Below are 19,219 nucleotides of genomic sequence, written 5' to 3' on the forward strand. Positions count from 1 at the left end.
GTGTAAAAAATATAGGTTTATAAATGAAAAAAGCCCGCCACCGAGAGGTGACGGGACTTCTCGGTAAACGAATTAACCTACAGTTTGTAAATCTTGCAAACGGTATACATCCATTGGCAATTGAATCGCAAAAGCTTGGCATACAGCATCAGCACCGTTCAAGGTCGTAGTGTTATACACTTTCGCTTGAAGCGCTGAACGACGAATCGAGAACGAATCTTGTTGAGCTTGTTTGCCTTCAGTTGTATTGATAATGAGGTGAACTTCGCCATTTTTCAAGCGGTCCACGATATTAGGACGGCCTTCAGTGACTTTATTTACACGTTCACACTCAATACCTGCAGCTTTAATGAACTCATAAGTACCGCCAGTCGCAAGTACTTTGAAGCCAAAGCCTACCAGTTGCTTCGCAATACCAACAGCACGAGGTTTGTCTGAATCACGCACAGAGATAAATGCATGCTTCACTTCGCCTTCTGTAGGAAGACCTGGTACGCGTTCATTCGAGCCTAACACAGCTTTGTAGAATGCTTCACCAAATGTTTTACCTACACCCATTACTTCGCCTGTAGATTTCATCTCAGGGCCAAGAATAGGGTCAACACCCGGGAACTTGTTGAACGGGAACACCGCTTCTTTTACAGAGAAGTGAGTCGGGATGATTTCTTTAGTGAATCCTTGAGATTCTAAAGACTGACCCGCCATACAACGCGCAGCCACTTTCGCTAAAGACTCACCGATACATTTAGAAACGAATGGCACAGTACGAGACGCACGTGGGTTCACTTCTAGGATGTAAACGTCTTCGCCTTTCACAGCAAACTGTACGTTCATCAAACCAACAACGCCAAGCTCTTTCGCCATAGCAACAGTTTGACGACGCATTTCGTCTTGGATTTCAACTGAGAGTGAGTATGGAGGAATCGAACATGCTGAGTCACCTGAGTGAATCCCTGCTTGTTCAATGTGCTGCATAATACCGCCAATCACAACGTCTTTACCGTCAGATACACAGTCTACGTCAACTTCGATCGCATCATCTAAGAAACGGTCAAGAAGAACTGGCGCTTCATTTGATGCTTGTACCGCATCACGTAAGTAGCGTTTAAGCTCTTCGTCGTTGTATACGATTTCCATCGCACGACCACCGAGTACATAAGAAGGACGCACCACCAGTGGGTAGCCTACTTTCGATGCTTCAGCCATACCTTCTTCAGCAGATTTTACAATGCTGTTGTTTGGCTGGCGAAGTTGAAGACGTTGAATCATTTGTTGGAAACGTTCACGGTCTTCTGCTCGGTCAATCGCATCTGGTGATGTACCGATAATTGGCGCACCTGCTTCTTCTAAAGCACGAGCCAATTTAAGCGGAGTCTGACCACCATACTGAACGATAATGCCTTTTGGCTTTTCAGTACGAACGATTTCAAGTACATCTTCCAATGTGATTGGTTCGAAGTACAAACGATCAGAAGTGTCGTAATCCGTTGAAACTGTTTCAGGGTTACAGTTCACCATGATGGTCTCGTAACCATCTTCACGCATTGCAAGCGCAGCGTGTACACAGCAGTAATCGAATTCGATCCCTTGACCAATACGGTTAGGACCACCACCGATCACCATAATCTTATCTTTATCAGATGGGTTTGATTCACACTCATCATCGTAAGTTGAATACATGTATGCAGTGTCAGATTCGAACTCTGCTGCACAGGTATCCACACGTTTGTAAACTGGCGTTACGCCCAAGTTCCAACGGTGCTTACGGAATTGTTTTTGTGAAATACCCATCAAGTTCGCGATGCGAAGGTCAGATAAACCTTTACGTTTGAACGAACGGATGTTGTCTGCGTTTAGATCACCAAAACCTAAAGTTTTGATTTCATTTTCAGTTTTGATGATGTCTTCGATTTGGATCAAGAACCATTTATCGATTTTCGTCGCTTGGAACACGTCTTCTAAGGTGAAACCATGACGGAATGCGTCAGCCACATACCAAATACGCTCTGGACCCGGAACTTTAAGTTCAACCAAGATCTTTTCTTTCGCGCCTTCAGTTCCTACTGCGATTTTTTCATCAAAACCACACGCACCCACTTCAAGACCACGAAGTGCTTTGTTTACAGACTCTTGGAAGTTACGACCAATGGCCATTACTTCACCCACAGATTTCATCTGTGTGGTCAGTGTTGCATCTGCTTGTGGGAATTTTTCGAAGTTGAAACGTGGAATTTTTGTTACCACGTAGTCAATTGCAGGTTCGAACGAAGCAGGAGTCGTTCCGCCCGTGATGTCATTTTTTAATTCATCAAGGGTATAACCGACAGCCAATTTCGCGGCGATTTTTGCAATCGGGAAACCTGTTGCTTTTGATGCAAGGGCAGATGAGCGCGATACACGCGGGTTCATCTCGATGATCACCATACGGCCAGTATCTGGGCAAATACCGAACTGAACGTTAGAACCACCTGTTTCTACACCAATTTCACGAAGAACTGCTAAAGATGCATTACGCATCAATTGATATTCTTTGTCTGTTAATGTTTGCGCAGGCGCAACAGTGATTGAGTCACCTGTGTGCACGCCCATTGGGTCAAAGTTTTCGATCGCACAAACGATAATACAGTTGTCGTTTTTGTCACGAACAACTTCCATCTCGTATTCTTTCCAGCCAATTAAAGATTCATCAATCAATAATTGTTTGGTTGGAGAAAGATCGAAACCGCGTTCACAGATTTCAAGGAATTCTTCTTTGTTATAAGCGATACCGCCACCTGAACCACCCATCGTGAATGACGGACGGATAATCACAGGGAAGCCGAAGCGCGCTTGAATCTCTAAAGCTTCTTCCATGTTTTCAGCAATCGCAGCTTTTGGACATTCAAGACCAATTTTACGCATTGCTTCATCAAACAGTTTACGGTCTTCAGCTTTTTCAATCGCTTCTTTGGTTGCACCAATCAATTCAACATTGTATTTTTCTAAAATACCGTTGGCATCCAGTGCAAGCGCACAGTTCAATGCTGTTTGACCACCCATTGTTGGAAGGACAGCATCTGGACGCTCTTTTTCAATGATTTGAGCAACAGTCTGCCAAGTGATTGGCTCGATATATGTTGCGTCTGCCATCGCAGGGTCGGTCATAATGGTAGCTGGGTTAGAGTTCACCAAAATAACACGGTAGCCTTCTTCACGAAGAGCTTTACACGCTTGCGCACCTGAGTAGTCAAACTCACATGCCTGTCCGATGACAATCGGACCTGCACCAATAATTAAGATACTTTTAATGTCTGTACGTTTAGCCATGATCGCTTCCTTAATTACTTCTTAGATGCTTCGATAAGTTCGATGAAATGATCGAACAATGGTGCGCAGTCATGCGGACCAGGGCTTGCTTCAGGGTGACCTTGGAAGCTGAACGCTGGTTTGTCTGTACGATGAATCCCTTGAAGAGTTTGATCGAACAAAGACTTGTGCGTAGCTTTCAAGTTTGCAGGAAGTGTTTCTGCATCCACTGCGAAGCCGTGGTTTTGAGAAGTAATCATCACTGTGCCTGTTTCCATGTTTTGAACAGGGTGGTTAGCACCGTGGTGACCATGCGGCATTTTCACTGTTTTTGCACCTGAGGCAAGTGCAAGAATTTGGTGACCCAAGCAAATACCAAAGACGGGTAGGTTGCGAGCGTCTTCTACAATTGTTTTTACAGCTTCAATTGCGTAGTCACATGCAGCTGGATCGCCAGGGCCGTTCGATAAGAACACGCCATCCGGATTCAATGCAAGCACGTCAGCAGCAGGAGTTTGTGCAGGCACGACAGTGAGTTTACAACCGCGGTCTGCAAGCATACGTAAGATGTTGGTTTTGACACCGTAGTCGTATGCAACAACATGGAATTTAAGTTCAGGTTGTGTGAAGCCTTTGCCTAATACCCAAGAACCTTCTGTCCATTCGAAACCAGTTGGGTCACAGCATTCTTTAGCTAGGTCTAAACCATTTAAACCACCAAATGCGCGTGCTTTTTCTAAAGCCTGCTCTTCAGTAATATTTTCACCAGCAAGGATGCAACCATTTTGCGCACCTTTGTCACGCAAAATACGGGTTAATTTACGCGTATCAATATCTGCAATTGCGACAACATTATGTTCTTTTAAGTATTCGCCTAAAGATTGCGTTGATCGGAAGTTGCTATGCAATAAAGGTAGGTCACGAATAATTAATCCGTTGGCCCATACTTTGTGAATTCGACCTGACTCAGCGTCTTCATCATTACAACCTGTGTTACCGATATGAGGGTAAGTTAAAGTCACAAGTTGCTGTGCATAACTCGGGTCAGTCAAAATTTCTTGATAGCCAGTCATGGCAGTGTTGAAAACGACTTCACCAGTCGTACTACCCGATGCACCAATAGACGTTCCTTTAAAGATCGTACCATCGGCAAGGGCTAAAATTGCTGGGGTGCTCAAACCAAAGCTCCTGAAATTTAGGCTGTAAAAAAGCGAGTAGACGAAAAAAAAGGAAGGCTATCTAAAAACCTACCCTCCCTATGTCTGCTCGCTTGAACTTAACATGGCACTATACGCAACTTCACTAACAAAGTCCATGCCAATAAGATGGAATTAGCAAGATAAAGTGCTTTTATTTTGTAGCGGAAGCTGTTTCTAAGTTTTGTAAAGAAAAATGTAACAACAAATAATTGTCTAACAAATCAAAATCTAAATTTTATCGAATCACGCTAAGCTGTCGCTGTGTATATAACAACAGGAATAACATCATGACTGAACAAGACAAAGTGACCAAACCAAAGCCAGCGTTGAAAGAAGTCGTTGCAGAAAGCACTGAAAAGCTTGAGCAAGTGGCGAAAGAAGCAACAGAGCAGGTCACGGAAGCGGTAGTTGAAAGCAAAGAAAAGCTTGAAGCTGAAGCGAAGCAGTTGAATGCCAGTGTGCAAGAGCAACTCCGACAATTTAAACAAGATCTTTTACTGCGCTTAGAAACCATTAAAGGGCAGCTATCGAACTCTCAAAAAGACTTAACTGAACTAAAAGAGTTTGTTAAAACTGAGTTTACGGCCGTTTTAGATGACTTGACCAAACTAGGTAAAGAGTTAAAAGGTGATGTCAGCGAAATTTCAGTAAAACATAAAGATCAGTTGACTGAAACGTTTAAACGTTCAAAAGAACACACCTTAGATGCGTGGAATAAGGTTTCAAGCAAGTAATCTCGCTGTACGAGACTCAAGATTAAGTGCATAAAAAAGTGAGGTCATGGCCTCACTTTTTTATTGCTCGGGTTTATTTGTCTGGATTAAAACTGATGCAACCAATCACGTTTATTGTGAAAGTCAGCTTGTTGACCACTATGCTGCATGGCATAGAACTGTTGACCTTGTGAAGTATTCAACACCGCGGATAAACCCAGATATAGGTCAGCCCATTTCAGTTTGTGTTGTAGCATAAACTCAGTCAGATCAATGCTGACATTTAAACCATAGTGGGTACGCTTCAATTGATTGAGTTCAATATCGTAAGCGACCTGTGGCGGCATATCTTCAGGATACCGATATTCCTCAAACTGATAGGCCTGCCAAGCTTGCGAAGGGGAGAGATTGATTTCGCGATAATAATCTTCGCCTTTTACCCCGATAAAGACTTCAATACAGGTGTTTTCCCATAAAAAGTCTTGACGAGGATTTGCATTCACGACTTCGGGCCAGTGCATGTACAAATTGGGATCGCGTAACCAAAAGCCGATATTGAGAGCATATGGGCTTTGTTGTTCAATCGCACCAACAAGCGAAATAGCTTGAAAGCGACGATCAAATGCACTGAGTTCGTAACTTGCCATAAAAAACTACAATTATTTTGCTGCGTGAGCGAAACGGACTAAATTAGACAATTTGGCATTTTGTTTCGCCGCTTTTTTGTAAAGCAATGCAATTTTACCAATGGTCTGTACAATTTCTGCACCTGTAGTTGAGGCAATTTCTGCAATGATTGCAGCGCGCTCTTCACGGTCTTCACCCGCGATTTTGACTTTAATCAATTCGTGGTCGTTTAAAGCACGTAAAATTTCTTCAACGACATTTTCAGTCAGACCTGAACCGCCAAGCATTACCACAGGGTTTAAAGCATGACCGATTTGACGCAAACGCTTGCGTTCCTGAATGGATAAAGTCGCCATAAAGATAACCTAATTTTAAAAACGGCTTAGTATAACAAACTGCGAAATTAAACGCTGTATATTCTGTGGAAATAATCGATTTAGATAATAGAAAAAAACAACTAAAACCCAAGATTTGGATACAGATGTATACTGCAAGCCTAGAGAATTTAACGTACAATTAAGTTTAAGAAATTTTAATGTTTTAGAGAGATATGGCAACACGCATTACCAACCAAAAGTTATCCAAAAGTAGCCGTGCGTGGATGAGAGAGCACCTTGATGACCATTTTGTGAAAAAAGCGCAAAAAGAAGGTTATCGAGCACGTGCAGCTTATAAGTTACTTGAAATTCAAGAAAAATATAACATCATTCGTCCTGGCATGACCGTGGTTGACTTGGGTGCTGCACCTGGAAGTTGGTCACAAATTGCAGGAAAGCTGGTCGGTGATCGAGGATTGGTGGTTGCATCTGACATTTTGGAAATGGATGCACTTCCAGATGTGACCTTCTTGCAAGGTGACTTCCGTGAGCAAGAAGTATTCGATAAATTGTTAAATATTTTAGATGGACGTAAAGTAGACGTTGTAATTTCAGATATGGCCCCCAATACTTCAGGTAACAAGGCTGTAGATCAACCTCGCCAGATTTACCTCTGTGAATTGGCCATCGATTTTGCTACGAAAGTGCTCGGTCCAAATGGTCAGTTTGTTGTAAAGGTATTCCAAGGTACAGGCTTTGACGAGTTCCGTAAGCAAGTAGTCGACAACTTTGATGTGTTAAAGACAGTAAAACCTGCTGCATCACGTGCCCGATCTAAGGAAGTATTCTTAGTTGGGCAAGGCCGTAAGAAGGCTTTCAAATAAAGTTTACTTGCCAAGTCGTTAAAAATTGTGCATTTTGTACCTTTTTATTATTTTGCGAAGCTGATCTTCAGCAGAAACTTTAAGGTCACCCGATAGGGCATGATCAAATTAGATTGATATGGGAATAAAGCTTTGAGCGATCTCTTCAAGAATGCCATATTGTGGCTAGTGATACTGGGCGTACTGATCCTTATTTTCAGTAATGTCAGTAGCAATGAAAAGCCGACAGCGATGAATTATTCAGAGTTTGTTGCTGCGGTGAATGCTGGTCAAATTAAGCAAGTGACAATTGATGGCGAACGAATTCATGGCCAAAAATCAAACGGTTCAGAGTTTGAAAGTATTCGTCCTGCGGTTCAAGACCCAGAGCTTATGCCTAATCTGATTAAAAATAACGTTGTCGTTGAAGGTACTGCACCTGCACGTCAAGGTTTATTGATGCAACTTTTGATCGCAAGCTTCCCTGTACTTTTAATCATTTTGTTATTCATGTTCTTTATGCGCAACATGGGTGGCGGAGCAGGTGGTAAGAACGGTCCAATGAGTTTTGGTAAGTCAAAAGCAAAAATGTTGGCAGAAGACCAAATTAAAGTGACTTTTACCGATGTCGCTGGCTGTGATGAAGCAAAGCAAGAAGTTGTAGAAATTGTTGATTTCTTAAAAGACCCTTCAAAATTTAAACGCTTAGGTGCAACAATTCCTAAAGGCGTGCTAATGGTGGGTCCACCGGGTACAGGTAAAACTTTACTTGCAAAAGCAATTGCAGGCGAAGCGAAAGTACCATTTTTTAGTATTTCTGGTTCTGACTTTGTTGAAATGTTCGTGGGTGTGGGTGCGTCTCGTGTCCGTGACATGTTTGAACAAGCGAAACGTCATGCACCATGTATTATCTTTATTGATGAGATTGATGCTGTGGGGCGTCATCGTGGTTCAGGTACAGGTGGTGGTCACGATGAGCGTGAGCAAACCTTGAACCAAATGTTGGTGGAAATGGATGGCTTTGAAGGCAATGAAGGTATTATCGTCATTGCTGCGACAAACCGTGCCGATGTACTGGATAAAGCTTTACTCCGTCCAGGTCGTTTTGACCGCCAAGTAATGGTTGGCTTACCAGACATTAAAGGTCGTGAGCAAATCTTAAATGTTCACATGAAGAAATTGCCTTCAGTGACTGGTGTCGATGTACAAGTGCTTGCACGTGGTACGCCGGGCTTCTCGGGTGCACAATTGGCGAACCTTGTGAACGAAGCTGCATTATTTGCTGCACGTCGTAACAAGAACACTGTCGATATGCATGATTTTGAAGATGCAAAAGACAAGTTGTACATGGGCCCTGAACGTAAGTCGATGGTGATTCGTGAAGAAGAACGTCGTGCAACCGCGTACCATGAAGCTGGTCATGCGATTGTGGCTGAAATTCTACCGGGTACAGACCCTGTACATAAAGTGACCATTATGCCGCGTGGTTGGGCGCTGGGTGTAACTTGGCAGTTACCTGAACATGACCAAACCAGCCACTATAAAGACAAAATGTTGAATGAACTTTCAATTTTGTTTGGTGGTCGTATTGCTGAAGAAATCTTTATCAACCAAATGTCGACAGGTGCTTCAAACGACTTTGAACGTGCAACTAAAATGGCACGTGCGATGGTGACCAAGTACGGTATGTCTGACAAACTGGGTGTAATGGTGTATGAAGATGATTCTCAGCAATCATTCATGGGTAGCATTGGTAGTCGTACGATTTCTGAAGCAACACAGCAACAAGTAGATGCTGAAGTTCGTCGTATCATCGATGAGCAATACCATGTAGCACGCAATATCTTAGAAAACAATAAAGATATTGCTCATGCGATGGTGAAAGCTTTGATGGAATGGGAAACGATTGATCGCGAGCAAATTCGTGACATTATGGAAGGTCGTGAGCCACAACCACCAAAAGTATATGTTGCAGAAAATCCTGTGATGGATGTAACTCCAACGGATGGTCCAAGCACACCACCACCATTACCATCTGCAACTTAATTTTAAAAAGTTAAATAAAAAGCCACCTTCGGGTGGTTTTTTATTGCGCGATTTTACACTTCCGATGAAGAAAAATAAGCGCGTAAAAGTGGGGAACGCGTTAAGATAACGCGAGTTGGACTGGAGAATATCACATGCAATTGATGGCTTTGCCAAAGAAAATCCTACGTTGTGGAGAGCTATCACTGGATCTGTCTGTACCGCATGTGATGGGTATTTTAAATGTGACGCCAGACTCGTTCAGTGATGGCGGCAAACATAATGGCAAAGCACAAGCGCTTGCGCATGCTCAGCAAATGATTGCGGATGGGGCGACAGTCATCGATGTTGGGGGTGAATCTACACGTCCAGGTGCATCTGTAGTTGAGGTTGAAGAAGAGATTCGTCGTGTCGTCCCAGTGGTGGAAGCTTTGGCTGAACTTGATGTAGTCATTTCGATTGATACCTCTCAACCTGAAGTGATTCAAGCTGCAGTCGCAGCAGGCGCACATATCTGGAATGATGTGAGAGCATTAACACGCCCGAATGCTTTAGAGACGGCAGCTAAACTGAATATTCCAGTGATTATCATGCATATGCGTGGTGAACCGACTACCATGAATGGTTTAGATCAATATGATAATGTCACTCTAGATGTCATGACTGAGCTTTCCCAGCGCGTGTCGGATGCACTCAAGGCTGGTGTCAAAGCTGAAAATATCATGATTGATCCGGGTTTTGGCTTTGCTAAAAATGCAAAGCAGAACCTTAAGCTTTTAAAAGAATTCCATCAGCTAAATCAGCTCGGGTATCCTATCTTGTCCGCATTGTCACGAAAGCGCTTTATCGGAGAAGCTTTAGGCGGGGCAGAGGCAGGGCAGCGGGCCGTGGGTTCTGTAGCGGGACATTTGCTGAGTATTCAACAAGGCGCGTGTATGGTGCGCGCCCATGATGTTAAAGCCATGAGTGATGCGATCAAGGTTTGGCAAGCGATGAATATGGCTTAATGGGGCGGCGGAATGCCGAGGTAATGATTTAATTTGAAAATTTGATCTATATCAGATTGTTAGACTGGCAGCATCTTCAGATGCTGCTTTTTTATTTGGTGATTTGTTTGGTTTATGTTATACAGACTCGTTTTTTAAGTTTCTCATTTTGAGTGCCTGTATGTTTGCAGATTTACTTCTCCCTATGTTTGATGATGAATATTATCCCGATATTCTTGTTGCTGAAGTGAAGCAGCATGTCGAGACTTTTGCTAAAAAAATTGTAAAAGCAAAATCTGAGGGTGATATTTATCAATATGCCAATGCCGCAGTGGCTGAAATTAATGAAATGAAGCCGCATTTTGAAGATCTAGATTCATCATTAGATGACTCTGCTGCTGATTTTATTGCTGAAGCGATGATGATGGTGGTACAAGATGCTGGGTTTATGGATATTGAAATGGAAGAATTGGTGGTGAACAGAGAGTGGTGAGCCACTCTCTCATTTCAAGTTCTGTTGGTTTTGCTTTAGAAGCTGAGATTGCTGTTATAACTCATCTAAAAGATCGGTGAGATGACAATTTTGGTTCAAATGTTCATCTTGAATCGTATCGACTGTCATCACATATTCACCTTCGACCATTTCAGCATTTGCACTGAGATTCAGCCAAAATTTTGGATGCTTTTTCATGACCTCACGAATATGTTGCTCATCTTTAGTGTGATTAAAGCTTAATTTAAAATGAGCATCTACTGATTTACACGCATGTAAATAGAGTTGACGGTCTTTTTCAATAATTGTGCCTGCAAACAAGTCATAAAAAGTATCGCTATCTGTTTGCTGTGAGGTGGGGTTTGCATGGCTGATGTTTGAAAAAATTAGGCATAAGATGATAATGAGAGTGTTCTTTTTCATATTGTGATTGTTATGTGCTTCGATGCATAAATTATAGACATAAAAAAACCAGCATATTGCTGGATTTTTTATTGCACCATCTTAATTAGCTTAATAATGGTGCCCGAGGCCAGACTCGAACTGGCACGCTTTGTGGGCGGGGGATTTTAAATCCCCTGTGTCTACCGATTTCACCACTCGGGCATGAGCGCAATAATAGAGGACGAAATAAAAGTTGGCAAGTCTATTTGTGATTATTTGCTTTCTTTTCAAACAATTCAGCGGTTTATGTTTAAAAAATAGCAAAATTATCTGTCTGCACTTGTTCAGGCGTCATAAAAATGTCATCGACTTGAGATATGCATGTCATATTTTTCGCATAAATTTCAAGTCCATATCGTCTTTAGGCAATCCACATGACAAAAAAAATGAACCGCCGAGAACTTATTCAAAAAACTTTGGCAGGATTTGGTGCTTTATCTTTACCTATTTCACTGACCGCTTGTGGTGATGACGCCGATTCAAACACACAGCCCACTACGCAAGTGCAGTTTTTGCATGGGGTTGCCAGTGGTGATCCTTTACAAACTCAAGTTATCATTTGGACACGCGTAACACCATCGGATAGCAGTGCGCGTTTAGAGGTGCTCTGGGAAGTGGCAAAAGATGCAGACTTTAAACACATTACAGCAACAGGAAAGGTGCTGACTACAGCTGCACAAGATTTTACTGTGAAAGTGGATGTGACGGGACTTGCTGCGGGGCAAGTTTATTTCTACCGTTTTAAATCGGCGTCGACATATTCAACCACAGGGCAAACCAAAACTTTGGCAACGCAAGTACAGTCGGTACAGTTTGCCGTATGCTCATGTTCAAATTATCCAGCGGGTTATTTCCATGTTTATAAAGAAATTGCAAAACAGGATGTGGATGTTGTGATTCATTTGGGGGATTACATTTACGAATATGGTATGGGCGGATATGCAACGGAAGAGGCTGTAGAGATGGGGCGTGCACTGGCGGATGATAATAGCTTAGAAATTATTCGCTTAGATGACTATCGCAAACGTTATGCTTTATACCGACTAGATGCAGATTTGCAGGCCGCGCATCAACGTCATCCTTTTATTGTGATTTGGGATGACCATGAACTCGCAAATGATACATGGGAAAAGGGTGCTGAAAATCATCAGTCAGATACTGAAGGCGATTTCCTTGAACGTAAACTTGCGGCACTGGCGGCCTATTTTGAGTGGATGCCAATCCGTCCGCTTTCTGAAAAAGATCATTTGAATATTTATCGCCAGTTTAACTTTGGTAATTTAGTGCAGTTAAATATGTTGGATACGCGTATTCTAGCGCGGAGCAAACAGTTAGATTATGCAGATTATTTAACCGCATCGGGTTTGGATGCTGTGCGCTTTACTACAGATATGCAAGACCCAAATCGAACGTTACTGGGGTTGAATCAACGCGCATGGTTAACACAGCAACTTGCGAGCTCTAAAGCCACATGGCAAGTTTTGGGTCAGCAGGTGTTGATGAGCAAAATGCTTGTTCCAGCCGAGATGTTACAAGTGCTCAGTGCAATCAGTAGCGGCGCGGTGACTCCAGATGTTTTGGCGCAGGTGAATCAACTCATTAAAGAATTGGTGGAAATAAAACTTCGTTACTTAAATCATGATCCATCTTTAACAGTAGAGCAGTTGTCTCGTATTAAAACTGTGGTTCCTTACAATTTAGATGCATGGGATGGTTATGCGGTTGAAAGGGAGACGCTGTACGGCACACTGCAGTATTTAAATAAAAAAGTCGTGGTCTTGGCTGGTGATACACATAATGCATGGGCATCGGACTTACACGATTTAACAGGGCAATTTGTGGGTGTGGAGTTAGCGACAAGTTCAGTTTCCTCGCCAGGTATGGAAAAGTATTTGTCTATTCCAATGCAACAACTCCAAGAGTTTGAGTTTGCTTTTACAACCTTGATTGATGAGCTGAGTTATTGCAATTTAAATCAGCGCGGTTATTTGAAAGTCCGTTTTACCGCAGAGCAGGTGCAAGCGGATTGGATTTTCGTAGATAGTATTAAGCACAAAGAATACATCGTTGACGAAACTCGCTCGCATCAAGTGATATTAGACTCGACATTATTGCCAGTCAGTGCATTAAAACAAACGGCATAAAATGACCTTAGAAAAACCGAGCATCATTGCTCGGTTTTTTATAATTTTTCATCGATATAACTGTCGAGATCGATGTGCTTAATCTGCTTACAGTAAGCATGCTCATACTTCAGCAGTTGCACGTATAAATCTGCTTCACGCCCCAGCTGAAGTTTTCGTGCCTGATAATCTTCAGATTGATGGGAGCTAAAGCGTAATTGGAGTCGTGATTTGAGCGTTTGTTTATAGGCCCAAAAGCAGACACGTCTGAGTTGTTGTAACTGGTGATGTTCAACCGACTGGCTGTGGTCTCGAAATAAATTTTCTTTATAGAAGCGCACAAAACCAAAGTTCACACCAAAATAAAACAAGATCCACATCAGCAAACTGCTTTCAAGGAACATTAGATTTAGTCCACTTAAAAGAATCACCGCCGCGAGTTTGATGGGTGTATGGCGTTGCAGTTGATACAAGGAGTTTGATGAATGTTTAATTTGCTTAATGACAAAAGGTAAGACCCACATCAGCACCAATAAAATAGTGATAATGGCGTAACTATGACTTTGGAGAGGATCGATATTCTCCAAGTGAGTTAAGTAAAAATTTTTTAGAATTAAGCTGATTGGAATAAAAATCATCACCGCCAAAACCCACGGAATAACTTCACGCTGGTCATCTAAAATACCGCGTGTTTTGATTTGACTATAAAGCAAGTAATTACGTTTAAATGCGGCAGGGTAGCGGGTCTCTAATTGTTGCAGTAACAGTTGAACTTGTTTGGATTGCATCGTCAAAAAAGAGCGTATGAGAAAAATAGCCTTTACTATAGTAGATTTGGAAGGGGATGGCTCAAAAAAATACGTGAAACAGAATATTCACAGAGAAAAGCACAACAATTTCGCTTTTTCACTCTGAATTATGCGAAAATGTCGGATTCAATTTTTTTGTCTAAGGGCAGTTCATGACTGATCATTCTCCTGAATCTTTAAGTGATATCGAAATTTTAGACATTTTGCAGTCTATGAAAGACGATGAGCTTGATACAGAGGCAAAAGAAGAGATTCTTAAGGGTGGTAAAGCGGGTCGTCAAGAAGCACATAAACTTGCGATTGTGGCTTTGAACCAATCTTTTGAAAGTAAGTTTGTTGAAGCTGTAGCTTTGGCGTTGGGCCTGAATGAAGGTCAAGCCAAAAAAATTCGCTATAAGAAAGACCGCATCCGTATTTTAAAAGTACGTGGGATTGATTACATGGCGATTGATGGTGCGGAAACAGCACAAGTCTTGTCACAAGTTGCGCAAGCAATTGTACGTGAAGATGCGACCGTGACCCATGATTTGCACAACATCTTCCCATTTTGGAAAGAAGGCTGGCCAATGGTTCAGTTTGACAGCGCATATAAAATTTTATCTGAAGATATTACCATTCACTATCAAGCGACTTTAGATACATTACTTGAATTGTATGGTCGTTAAGATCGCAGTATCAAAGGCACCTTCGGGTGCTTTTTTATGGCTTCTATTTAACTATGAAAAATCCAAGCCAGTAATAAGCTGATGGGCCAAATGAACAGTCGCCACCATGTAATCAGTGGATCCCAAGAATACTGTCCAAAAGACAGAGTATCATTAAAGCTTCGTTGCCCACGTTCATAAGCATAAGGTGTAATCCGCCATGCTAAAATCAGCAAAACAATCGCACTTACGATCAGAAGTGTGTGGTTGTATTGGGCAAAATAATAGTAAATCAGATACAGCGCAGAATAAAAGAAAGTACATGCCAACACAGCGGGCAATGAAAAAGACATAATCTTGACTCTATTGTATTGTTATATCAAGGCATTATAAATGAAAATACCCGATGTATCACATCGGGTATTTATCGGTTGTTGAGCTTAAGGTTCGTTATAACTCAGTGTAGGTATTTAATTAGCCCAGCGTTGAGTAAAGTGGGAAAATACCAAAGACCATTGCTGTAACCAGCATCACTAAACAGGTAATCACTGCCCATTTGATGGTAAATTCTTGGTGTTCACCGAAGTTAATTCCTGCCAATCCACAGAGTAAGTAAGTCGATGGAACCAATGGAGACAGCAAGTGTACAGGTTGACCGACAATCGATGCACGAGCCATTTCCACAGGAGTGATACCATAGTGTCCAGCAGCTTCAGAGAGTACAGGCAGTACACCAAAGTAGAAGGCATCATTCGACATAAAGAAGGTCAGTGGCATACTAATTACAGCCGTGATAGGTGCTAAATATGGCCCCATACTTTCTGGAATAATGGCAACCAATTCTTGAGACATAGCTTCAACCATACCTGTGCCCGACAAAATACCAGTAAAAATACCTGCCGCGAAAATAATCCCGACTACAGCTAAGGCACTAGCAGAGTGGTTACCAACCAAACGCTTTTGCATGTCTAAATCAGGATAGTTCACCACCAATGCAATGCACAGCGCCACCATGAACAGAATGGCCGCAGGTAAAACACCCATCACTAAGCAGACCATCAAGACCAAAGTCAGTAGTGCGTTAAACCATCTTAAGTGGGCACGGTTAGCTTCTGGTTCTTGCGAAATTTGAATACTGTCACCATGACTAATATCTAATTCCACAATACCAATGCGCTTACGCTCCATACGGCCATACATAAAGCCGAGGAAGTATAACCAACCAATTGCAACCAGCATTGGTAAAATCATCGGAACAAAGACATCGTTTGGATCGACATGCAATGCCGTTGCAGCACGTGCTGTTGGTCCACCCCATGGGGTTAAGTTCATGATTCCGCTCGCAAGCATCATCAGACAAGCCATAATTAAAGGACTCATACCAATACGTTTATACAACGGTAGCATTGCGGCAACACAGATCATATAAGTGGTTGAACCGTCACCATCCAAGGAAACAATTAAAGTCAGCGTAATGGTGCCGAGGGTCACTTTTAAAGGATCGCCTTTAACCTGCTTTAAAATCCACTTCACTGAAGGGTCGAATAAACCCGTGTCGATCATAATTGCAAAATAAAGGATTGCGAAAAGAAGCATTACGCCCGTAGGAGCGAGCTTTTTAATGCCTTCCATCATCATATTGCCAAGTTCAGCAATATCAAATCCAGCAAGGTTGTCAACAAAGAGACTTAAAACATAAGTAAGTAATGCAAAAATGATAGGGATTAAAGTTAAAGCAACGAGAGCGCTCAGTCGTTTGGACATGATTAAGTACATGAAGCACATAATCATGCCTAAACCTAAAATGGTCAGCATGGATCAATCCTTTGAACGTGTTAAGTCTGTTTATTCATCAAGTGACAGCGATAGTATGCAATTCAGCATGATTTTTAAATGCTCTTAAACATATGTGATTTTTCATTCTATTTTTCTAATAAATAATATATATCTGTAAAGTATGGTTAAGATACTTATTTTGTATAACTTCATATGGTTAAATCTGAAGCAAAAAAAACCTTGCAGTTGCAAGGTTTTAATTTAAGGAGATGTTTCTATTCCTCGACTGTTTGGGTTGCAGGCTGTAGTGTTTCTTCAAGTAAGCGCGTCACTAAAAGTTGGTCAATCTTAAAATGATCGACATCGACCACTTCAAATTTAAAGCCTGCGTATTCTACGGTATCGGCAGGGCGTGGAATTTTGCGCAGACGGTACATCATAAAACCAGCCAAAGTTTCATAATTTTCTTCATCTGGCATTTCATCAATGGCCAGTGCATGCTTCATGTCTTCAATCGGTGTGCTGCCATCAATTAGCCATGAATTATTATCACGTTTAATAATCTGTTGTTCGGCTTCAATCGGAGTCACCCAATCGCCCATCACCGTAATCATAATGTCCGACAGGGTGATGACACCCACGACCAAAGCATATTCGTTAATCACAACGGCAAATTTTTCTTTGGTGGAGCGGAAACGGTCTAATAACTCAGACAAGGTTAATGTGTCTGGAATGGTGAGAACATTACGAATAGTGCTTTCATTGAGTTGTAGTAAAGATTGATTATTCAGAATACGGACCAGAATGTCTTTGGCATCGACATAGCCAATTACATCGTCAATATTTTCACTACACACCAAGAACTTAGAATAAGGATATTCAGCCAATTTTTGACGAATACTGGCTTCGGATTCATTTAAAGTAAAATACACCACATTTTCACGCGTAGTCATACTTGAAGGAACGTTCCGCTCTTCAAGCTCAAATACGTTTTCAATGAAATGATGTTCTTGCTTTTGTAGCACCCCAGCTTGCGCACCCGCATCCATCACTGCAGAAATGTCATCAAAGGTAATGTTGTCATCACGTGTGGTATTCACTTTAAACAGGCGGAATAACAAGTTGGCAAGGGCATTAATAATCCAAGCCAAAGGTTTGCAGACCTTAATAAACACCTGAATGGGGTTAATCACCGCAATAGAGATTTTCTCTGGGGCAATCATGGCCAAACGTTTTGGCATGAGGTCGGCAAACAAAATAAATAGCGAGGTGACTAAAGTGAAAGATAGCGCAAAGCTAATAGTTTCAGACCAGGGGCCAGTATAAAAACGAGAAACAAAGCTCATGAAGTAAGGACGAAAAGCCCCTTCACCTAAAATACCGCCCAAGATCGCCACTGCGTTTAAGCCAATTTGTGAAGCGGCAAAGAAGTCAGCAGAATTTTCTTGTAAATTCAAAACTTTCTGTGCGCGATCATCGCCCGACTCAGCCAAGATTTTCAGCTTGACCTTACGTGCTCCTGCCAGTGCAATTTCTGTCAGAGACAAGAAACCCGCCCCAGCAATCAGGACTAGAATGATAACTATGTTTTGAAAAAGGCTCACGGAATCCACCTGTGATTCATCGTTATTATGAATATTTTTAACACAAAAAAATAAAGACAGTAATCACTTACTGTCTTCTATCATACCTGAGTTATTGGTATGAAAATGAATTATTTAGAGCTTGAGTGCTTAATAATGTGAGAATTGCGAGTTATTGCCTAAAAACTCACGATTTTCTTCCTCAATCATTTGACGTGCCACATACAAAATCAGCTGTCTGAGCCAGCGATGTGCAGGATGGTGATGCAACAGTGGACACCATGCCATTTTCAACTCAAATTCTGGAATATAAAAAGGTGGGTCTTTAATCAAGAGATTTTGACTTTTGGCTTGTAAGCGTGCAATACGGGTCGGTAAAGTCGCGATCAAATCTACATTTGAAGCCAATAGTGCAGGCATTTGATAATGTCGAGTGAAGACCGAAATTTTACGTTTTTGGCCAATACGCTCTAAAGCTTGATCAATCCAACCTAGACCTGCTTGTTTTTCAGGGTTAACGCCGAAACCAACGCCCATACCTGTTTTAGAGACCCAAATATGCTGTGCATCGAGGTAACTTTTTAGGTTTAAGTTGCTGGCAGCAGGGTGTTTACCATTGAGCAAACATGAAAAACTGTCACGCCAGACCAAAACTTGGTGGAAGCTTTGTGGAATTTCATTGAATCGGTTAATGGCTAGATCAACTTTACCTTGTTCCATATCACGATATGACACATCACTTGGGGTTAAGAAGTCTAAAACCACATTGGGTGCTTCTGAACGCAGTGCTTTAACGAGGCGGGGAACTAAGGTGGCTTCGGCATAGTCCGAAGTCATAATACGAAAAACACGATTTGAGGTATAAGGACGGAACTCGGTACGAGGTTCCAAAATCATGGAGAGATCAGAAAGAGCGTCACGTATGCGGGGTTGTAATTCTAAAGCCCGTTCGGTTGGTGTCATACCTTCAGAAGAGCGAATTAGCAGGGGATCATTAAATAAGTTACGAAGACGACGTAGAATATTACTCATTGCTGGTTGGGTGACACCCAATTGTTCAGCTGCTCGGGTTACATTTTTTTCGCGTAAAAGTACGTCCAAGTAAATTAAGAGGTTTAGATCAACCCGCTCCAGATTCATAAAATAAATACCGAGAATAAAATCATGAAATTATTTGCATTATGCCATAAGCCATCGGGCTTGTGTAATAAACTGACGAAAAAAAAAGCATCGGGTTGTATAAAGAATACCCCCTTCATTTTCACAGAAAATGGGTTTTTATGCTTAAAAACGGAGGGCATATTAGTCCTAAGCAATGTTTTAATATGTGTG

General features: G+C 41.9%; 17 protein-coding genes and 1 tRNA gene. 7 read left to right on the top strand and 11 right to left on the bottom strand.

Annotation, left to right across the window (positions count from 1 at the left end; all coding sequences use genetic code 11):
* Nucleotides 1-72: 72 nt before the first annotated feature.
* Together carB and carA are read right to left on the bottom strand one after the other, a co-directional pair.
* Nucleotides 73-3,306, bottom strand: coding sequence for a carbamoyl-phosphate synthase large subunit (gene carB / locus ACFN7Z_RS04320; RefSeq protein WP_010327274.1), 3,234 nt, complete (start codon nucleotides 3,304-3,306; stop codon nucleotides 73-75).
* Nucleotides 3,307-3,320: 14 nt separating this feature from the next.
* Complete coding sequence (gene carA / locus ACFN7Z_RS04325) at nucleotides 3,321-4,463, bottom strand: glutamine-hydrolyzing carbamoyl-phosphate synthase small subunit (RefSeq protein ID WP_004695603.1); 1,143 nt, start codon at nucleotides 4,461-4,463, stop codon at nucleotides 3,321-3,323.
* A gap of 308 nt (nucleotides 4,464-4,771) precedes the next feature.
* Between carA and ACFN7Z_RS04330 the strand changes: the two genes are divergently transcribed.
* Nucleotides 4,772-5,218 (top strand): hypothetical protein, encoded by a 447-nt coding sequence (locus ACFN7Z_RS04330; protein ID WP_010327273.1) that lies wholly within the window; start codon nucleotides 4,772-4,774, stop codon nucleotides 5,216-5,218.
* An 86-nt stretch (nucleotides 5,219-5,304) separates the two neighbouring features.
* Here ACFN7Z_RS04330 and ACFN7Z_RS04335 read toward each other — a convergent pair whose 3' ends face one another.
* A complete protein-coding gene (locus ACFN7Z_RS04335; RefSeq protein ID WP_395442588.1) occupies nucleotides 5,305-5,844 on the bottom strand; it encodes a DOMON-like domain-containing protein in 540 nt (179 codons plus the stop codon).
* Nucleotides 5,845-5,856: 12 nt separating this feature from the next.
* Nucleotides 5,857-6,180, bottom strand: coding sequence for a ribosome assembly RNA-binding protein YhbY (gene yhbY, locus ACFN7Z_RS04340; RefSeq protein WP_004982701.1), 324 nt, complete (start codon nucleotides 6,178-6,180; stop codon nucleotides 5,857-5,859).
* A 194-nt stretch (nucleotides 6,181-6,374) separates the two neighbouring features.
* Between yhbY and rlmE the strand changes: the two genes are divergently transcribed.
* The 4 genes from rlmE (at nucleotide 6,375) to ACFN7Z_RS04360 (ending at nucleotide 10,508) form a co-directional block, all read left to right on the top strand.
* Nucleotides 6,375-7,025 (top strand): 23S rRNA (uridine(2552)-2'-O)-methyltransferase RlmE, encoded by a 651-nt coding sequence (gene rlmE, locus ACFN7Z_RS04345; RefSeq protein WP_004695608.1) that lies wholly within the window; start codon nucleotides 6,375-6,377, stop codon nucleotides 7,023-7,025.
* A 132-nt stretch (nucleotides 7,026-7,157) separates the two neighbouring features.
* Nucleotides 7,158-9,050: an ATP-dependent zinc metalloprotease FtsH gene (gene ftsH, locus ACFN7Z_RS04350; protein WP_004695609.1), complete on the top strand. Its 1,893-nt coding sequence runs from the start codon at nucleotides 7,158-7,160 to the stop codon at nucleotides 9,048-9,050.
* A gap of 134 nt (nucleotides 9,051-9,184) precedes the next feature.
* Nucleotides 9,185-10,036, top strand: a complete 852-nt coding sequence (gene folP / locus ACFN7Z_RS04355) for a dihydropteroate synthase (protein ID WP_010327272.1) — start codon at nucleotides 9,185-9,187, stop codon at nucleotides 10,034-10,036.
* Nucleotides 10,037-10,196: 160 nt separating this feature from the next.
* Nucleotides 10,197-10,508, top strand: coding sequence for a DUF5713 family protein (locus ACFN7Z_RS04360; RefSeq protein WP_010327271.1), 312 nt, complete (start codon nucleotides 10,197-10,199; stop codon nucleotides 10,506-10,508).
* A gap of 54 nt (nucleotides 10,509-10,562) precedes the next feature.
* Here ACFN7Z_RS04360 and ACFN7Z_RS04365 read toward each other — a convergent pair whose 3' ends face one another.
* A complete protein-coding gene (locus ACFN7Z_RS04365) occupies nucleotides 10,563-10,931 on the bottom strand; it encodes a hypothetical protein (protein WP_010327270.1) in 369 nt (122 codons plus the stop codon).
* 97 nt (nucleotides 10,932-11,028) lie between these two features.
* Nucleotides 11,029-11,114 (bottom strand) — tRNA-Leu (locus ACFN7Z_RS04370).
* A 212-nt stretch (nucleotides 11,115-11,326) separates the two neighbouring features.
* On the opposite strand from ACFN7Z_RS04370, the gene ACFN7Z_RS04375 reads away from it, so the two are divergent.
* Nucleotides 11,327-13,096 carry an alkaline phosphatase gene (locus ACFN7Z_RS04375; RefSeq protein ID WP_010327269.1) on the top strand — a complete coding sequence of 590 codons (1,770 nt, stop codon included), beginning with the start codon at nucleotides 11,327-11,329 and terminating at the stop codon, nucleotides 13,094-13,096.
* 38 nt (nucleotides 13,097-13,134) lie between these two features.
* Here ACFN7Z_RS04375 and ACFN7Z_RS04380 read toward each other — a convergent pair whose 3' ends face one another.
* The gene (locus tag ACFN7Z_RS04380; RefSeq protein WP_010327268.1) at nucleotides 13,135-13,863 is read right to left on the bottom strand and encodes a hypothetical protein; all 729 of its coding nucleotides are present in this window, start codon (nucleotides 13,861-13,863) and stop codon (nucleotides 13,135-13,137) included.
* Nucleotides 13,864-14,036: 173 nt separating this feature from the next.
* On the opposite strand from ACFN7Z_RS04380, the gene ACFN7Z_RS04385 reads away from it, so the two are divergent.
* Nucleotides 14,037-14,549 carry a hypothetical protein gene (locus tag ACFN7Z_RS04385; protein WP_010327267.1) on the top strand — a complete coding sequence of 171 codons (513 nt, stop codon included), beginning with the start codon at nucleotides 14,037-14,039 and terminating at the stop codon, nucleotides 14,547-14,549.
* A 47-nt stretch (nucleotides 14,550-14,596) separates the two neighbouring features.
* On the opposite strand, the gene ACFN7Z_RS04390 is transcribed toward ACFN7Z_RS04385, so the two are convergent.
* The 4 genes from ACFN7Z_RS04390 to ACFN7Z_RS04405 all read right to left on the bottom strand — a co-directional run bounded on the left by ACFN7Z_RS04390 (nucleotide 14,597) and on the right by ACFN7Z_RS04405 (nucleotide 19,027).
* On the bottom strand, nucleotides 14,597-14,881 hold the full coding sequence (locus ACFN7Z_RS04390) for a hypothetical protein (protein ID WP_010327266.1): 285 nt from the start codon (nucleotides 14,879-14,881) through the stop codon (nucleotides 14,597-14,599).
* Nucleotides 14,882-15,002: 121 nt separating this feature from the next.
* Nucleotides 15,003-16,343 (bottom strand): CitMHS family transporter, encoded by a 1,341-nt coding sequence (locus tag ACFN7Z_RS04395; protein ID WP_005400436.1) that lies wholly within the window; start codon nucleotides 16,341-16,343, stop codon nucleotides 15,003-15,005.
* Between the two features lie 236 nt (nucleotides 16,344-16,579).
* Entirely contained in the window at nucleotides 16,580-17,908 is a 1,329-nt protein-coding gene (locus ACFN7Z_RS04400; RefSeq protein ID WP_010327265.1) for a hemolysin family protein, read from the bottom strand.
* A gap of 129 nt (nucleotides 17,909-18,037) precedes the next feature.
* Entirely contained in the window at nucleotides 18,038-19,027 is a 990-nt protein-coding gene (locus ACFN7Z_RS04405) for a LysR family transcriptional regulator (RefSeq protein WP_004982677.1), read from the bottom strand.
* Between the last annotated feature and the right edge of the window lie 192 nt (nucleotides 19,028-19,219).

The organism is Acinetobacter sp. P1332, from assembly GCF_044057475.1.
Taxonomy (GTDB): Bacteria; Pseudomonadota; Gammaproteobacteria; order Pseudomonadales; family Moraxellaceae; genus Acinetobacter; species Acinetobacter johnsonii.

What these genes read in the sequence shown, in the direction of transcription:
- carB (WP_010327274.1), bottom strand. Translation starts at nt 3,306, where the DNA reads ATGGCTAAACGTACAGACATTAAAAGTATCTTAATTATTGGTGCAGGT.
- ACFN7Z_RS04330 (WP_010327273.1), top strand. Translation starts at nt 4,772, where the DNA reads ATGACTGAACAAGACAAAGTGACCAAACCAAAGCCAGCGTTGAAAGAA.
- ACFN7Z_RS04335 (WP_395442588.1), bottom strand. Translation starts at nt 5,844, where the DNA reads ATGGCAAGTTACGAACTCAGTGCATTTGATCGTCGCTTTCAAGCTATT.
- yhbY (WP_004982701.1), bottom strand. Translation starts at nt 6,180, where the DNA reads ATGGCGACTTTATCCATTCAGGAACGCAAGCGTTTGCGTCAAATCGGT.
- rlmE (WP_004695608.1), top strand. Translation starts at nt 6,375, where the DNA reads ATGGCAACACGCATTACCAACCAAAAGTTATCCAAAAGTAGCCGTGCG.
- folP (WP_010327272.1), top strand. Translation starts at nt 9,185, where the DNA reads ATGCAATTGATGGCTTTGCCAAAGAAAATCCTACGTTGTGGAGAGCTA.
- ACFN7Z_RS04360 (WP_010327271.1), top strand. Translation starts at nt 10,197, where the DNA reads ATGTTTGCAGATTTACTTCTCCCTATGTTTGATGATGAATATTATCCC.
- ACFN7Z_RS04365 (WP_010327270.1), bottom strand. Translation starts at nt 10,931, where the DNA reads ATGAAAAAGAACACTCTCATTATCATCTTATGCCTAATTTTTTCAAAC.
- ACFN7Z_RS04375 (WP_010327269.1), top strand. Translation starts at nt 11,327, where the DNA reads ATGACAAAAAAAATGAACCGCCGAGAACTTATTCAAAAAACTTTGGCA.
- ACFN7Z_RS04380 (WP_010327268.1), bottom strand. Translation starts at nt 13,863, where the DNA reads ATGCAATCCAAACAAGTTCAACTGTTACTGCAACAATTAGAGACCCGC.
- ACFN7Z_RS04385 (WP_010327267.1), top strand. Translation starts at nt 14,037, where the DNA reads ATGACTGATCATTCTCCTGAATCTTTAAGTGATATCGAAATTTTAGAC.
- ACFN7Z_RS04390 (WP_010327266.1), bottom strand. Translation starts at nt 14,881, where the DNA reads ATGTCTTTTTCATTGCCCGCTGTGTTGGCATGTACTTTCTTTTATTCT.
- ACFN7Z_RS04395 (WP_005400436.1), bottom strand. Translation starts at nt 16,343, where the DNA reads ATGCTGACCATTTTAGGTTTAGGCATGATTATGTGCTTCATGTACTTA.
- ACFN7Z_RS04405 (WP_004982677.1), bottom strand. Translation starts at nt 19,027, where the DNA reads ATGAATCTGGAGCGGGTTGATCTAAACCTCTTAATTTACTTGGACGTA.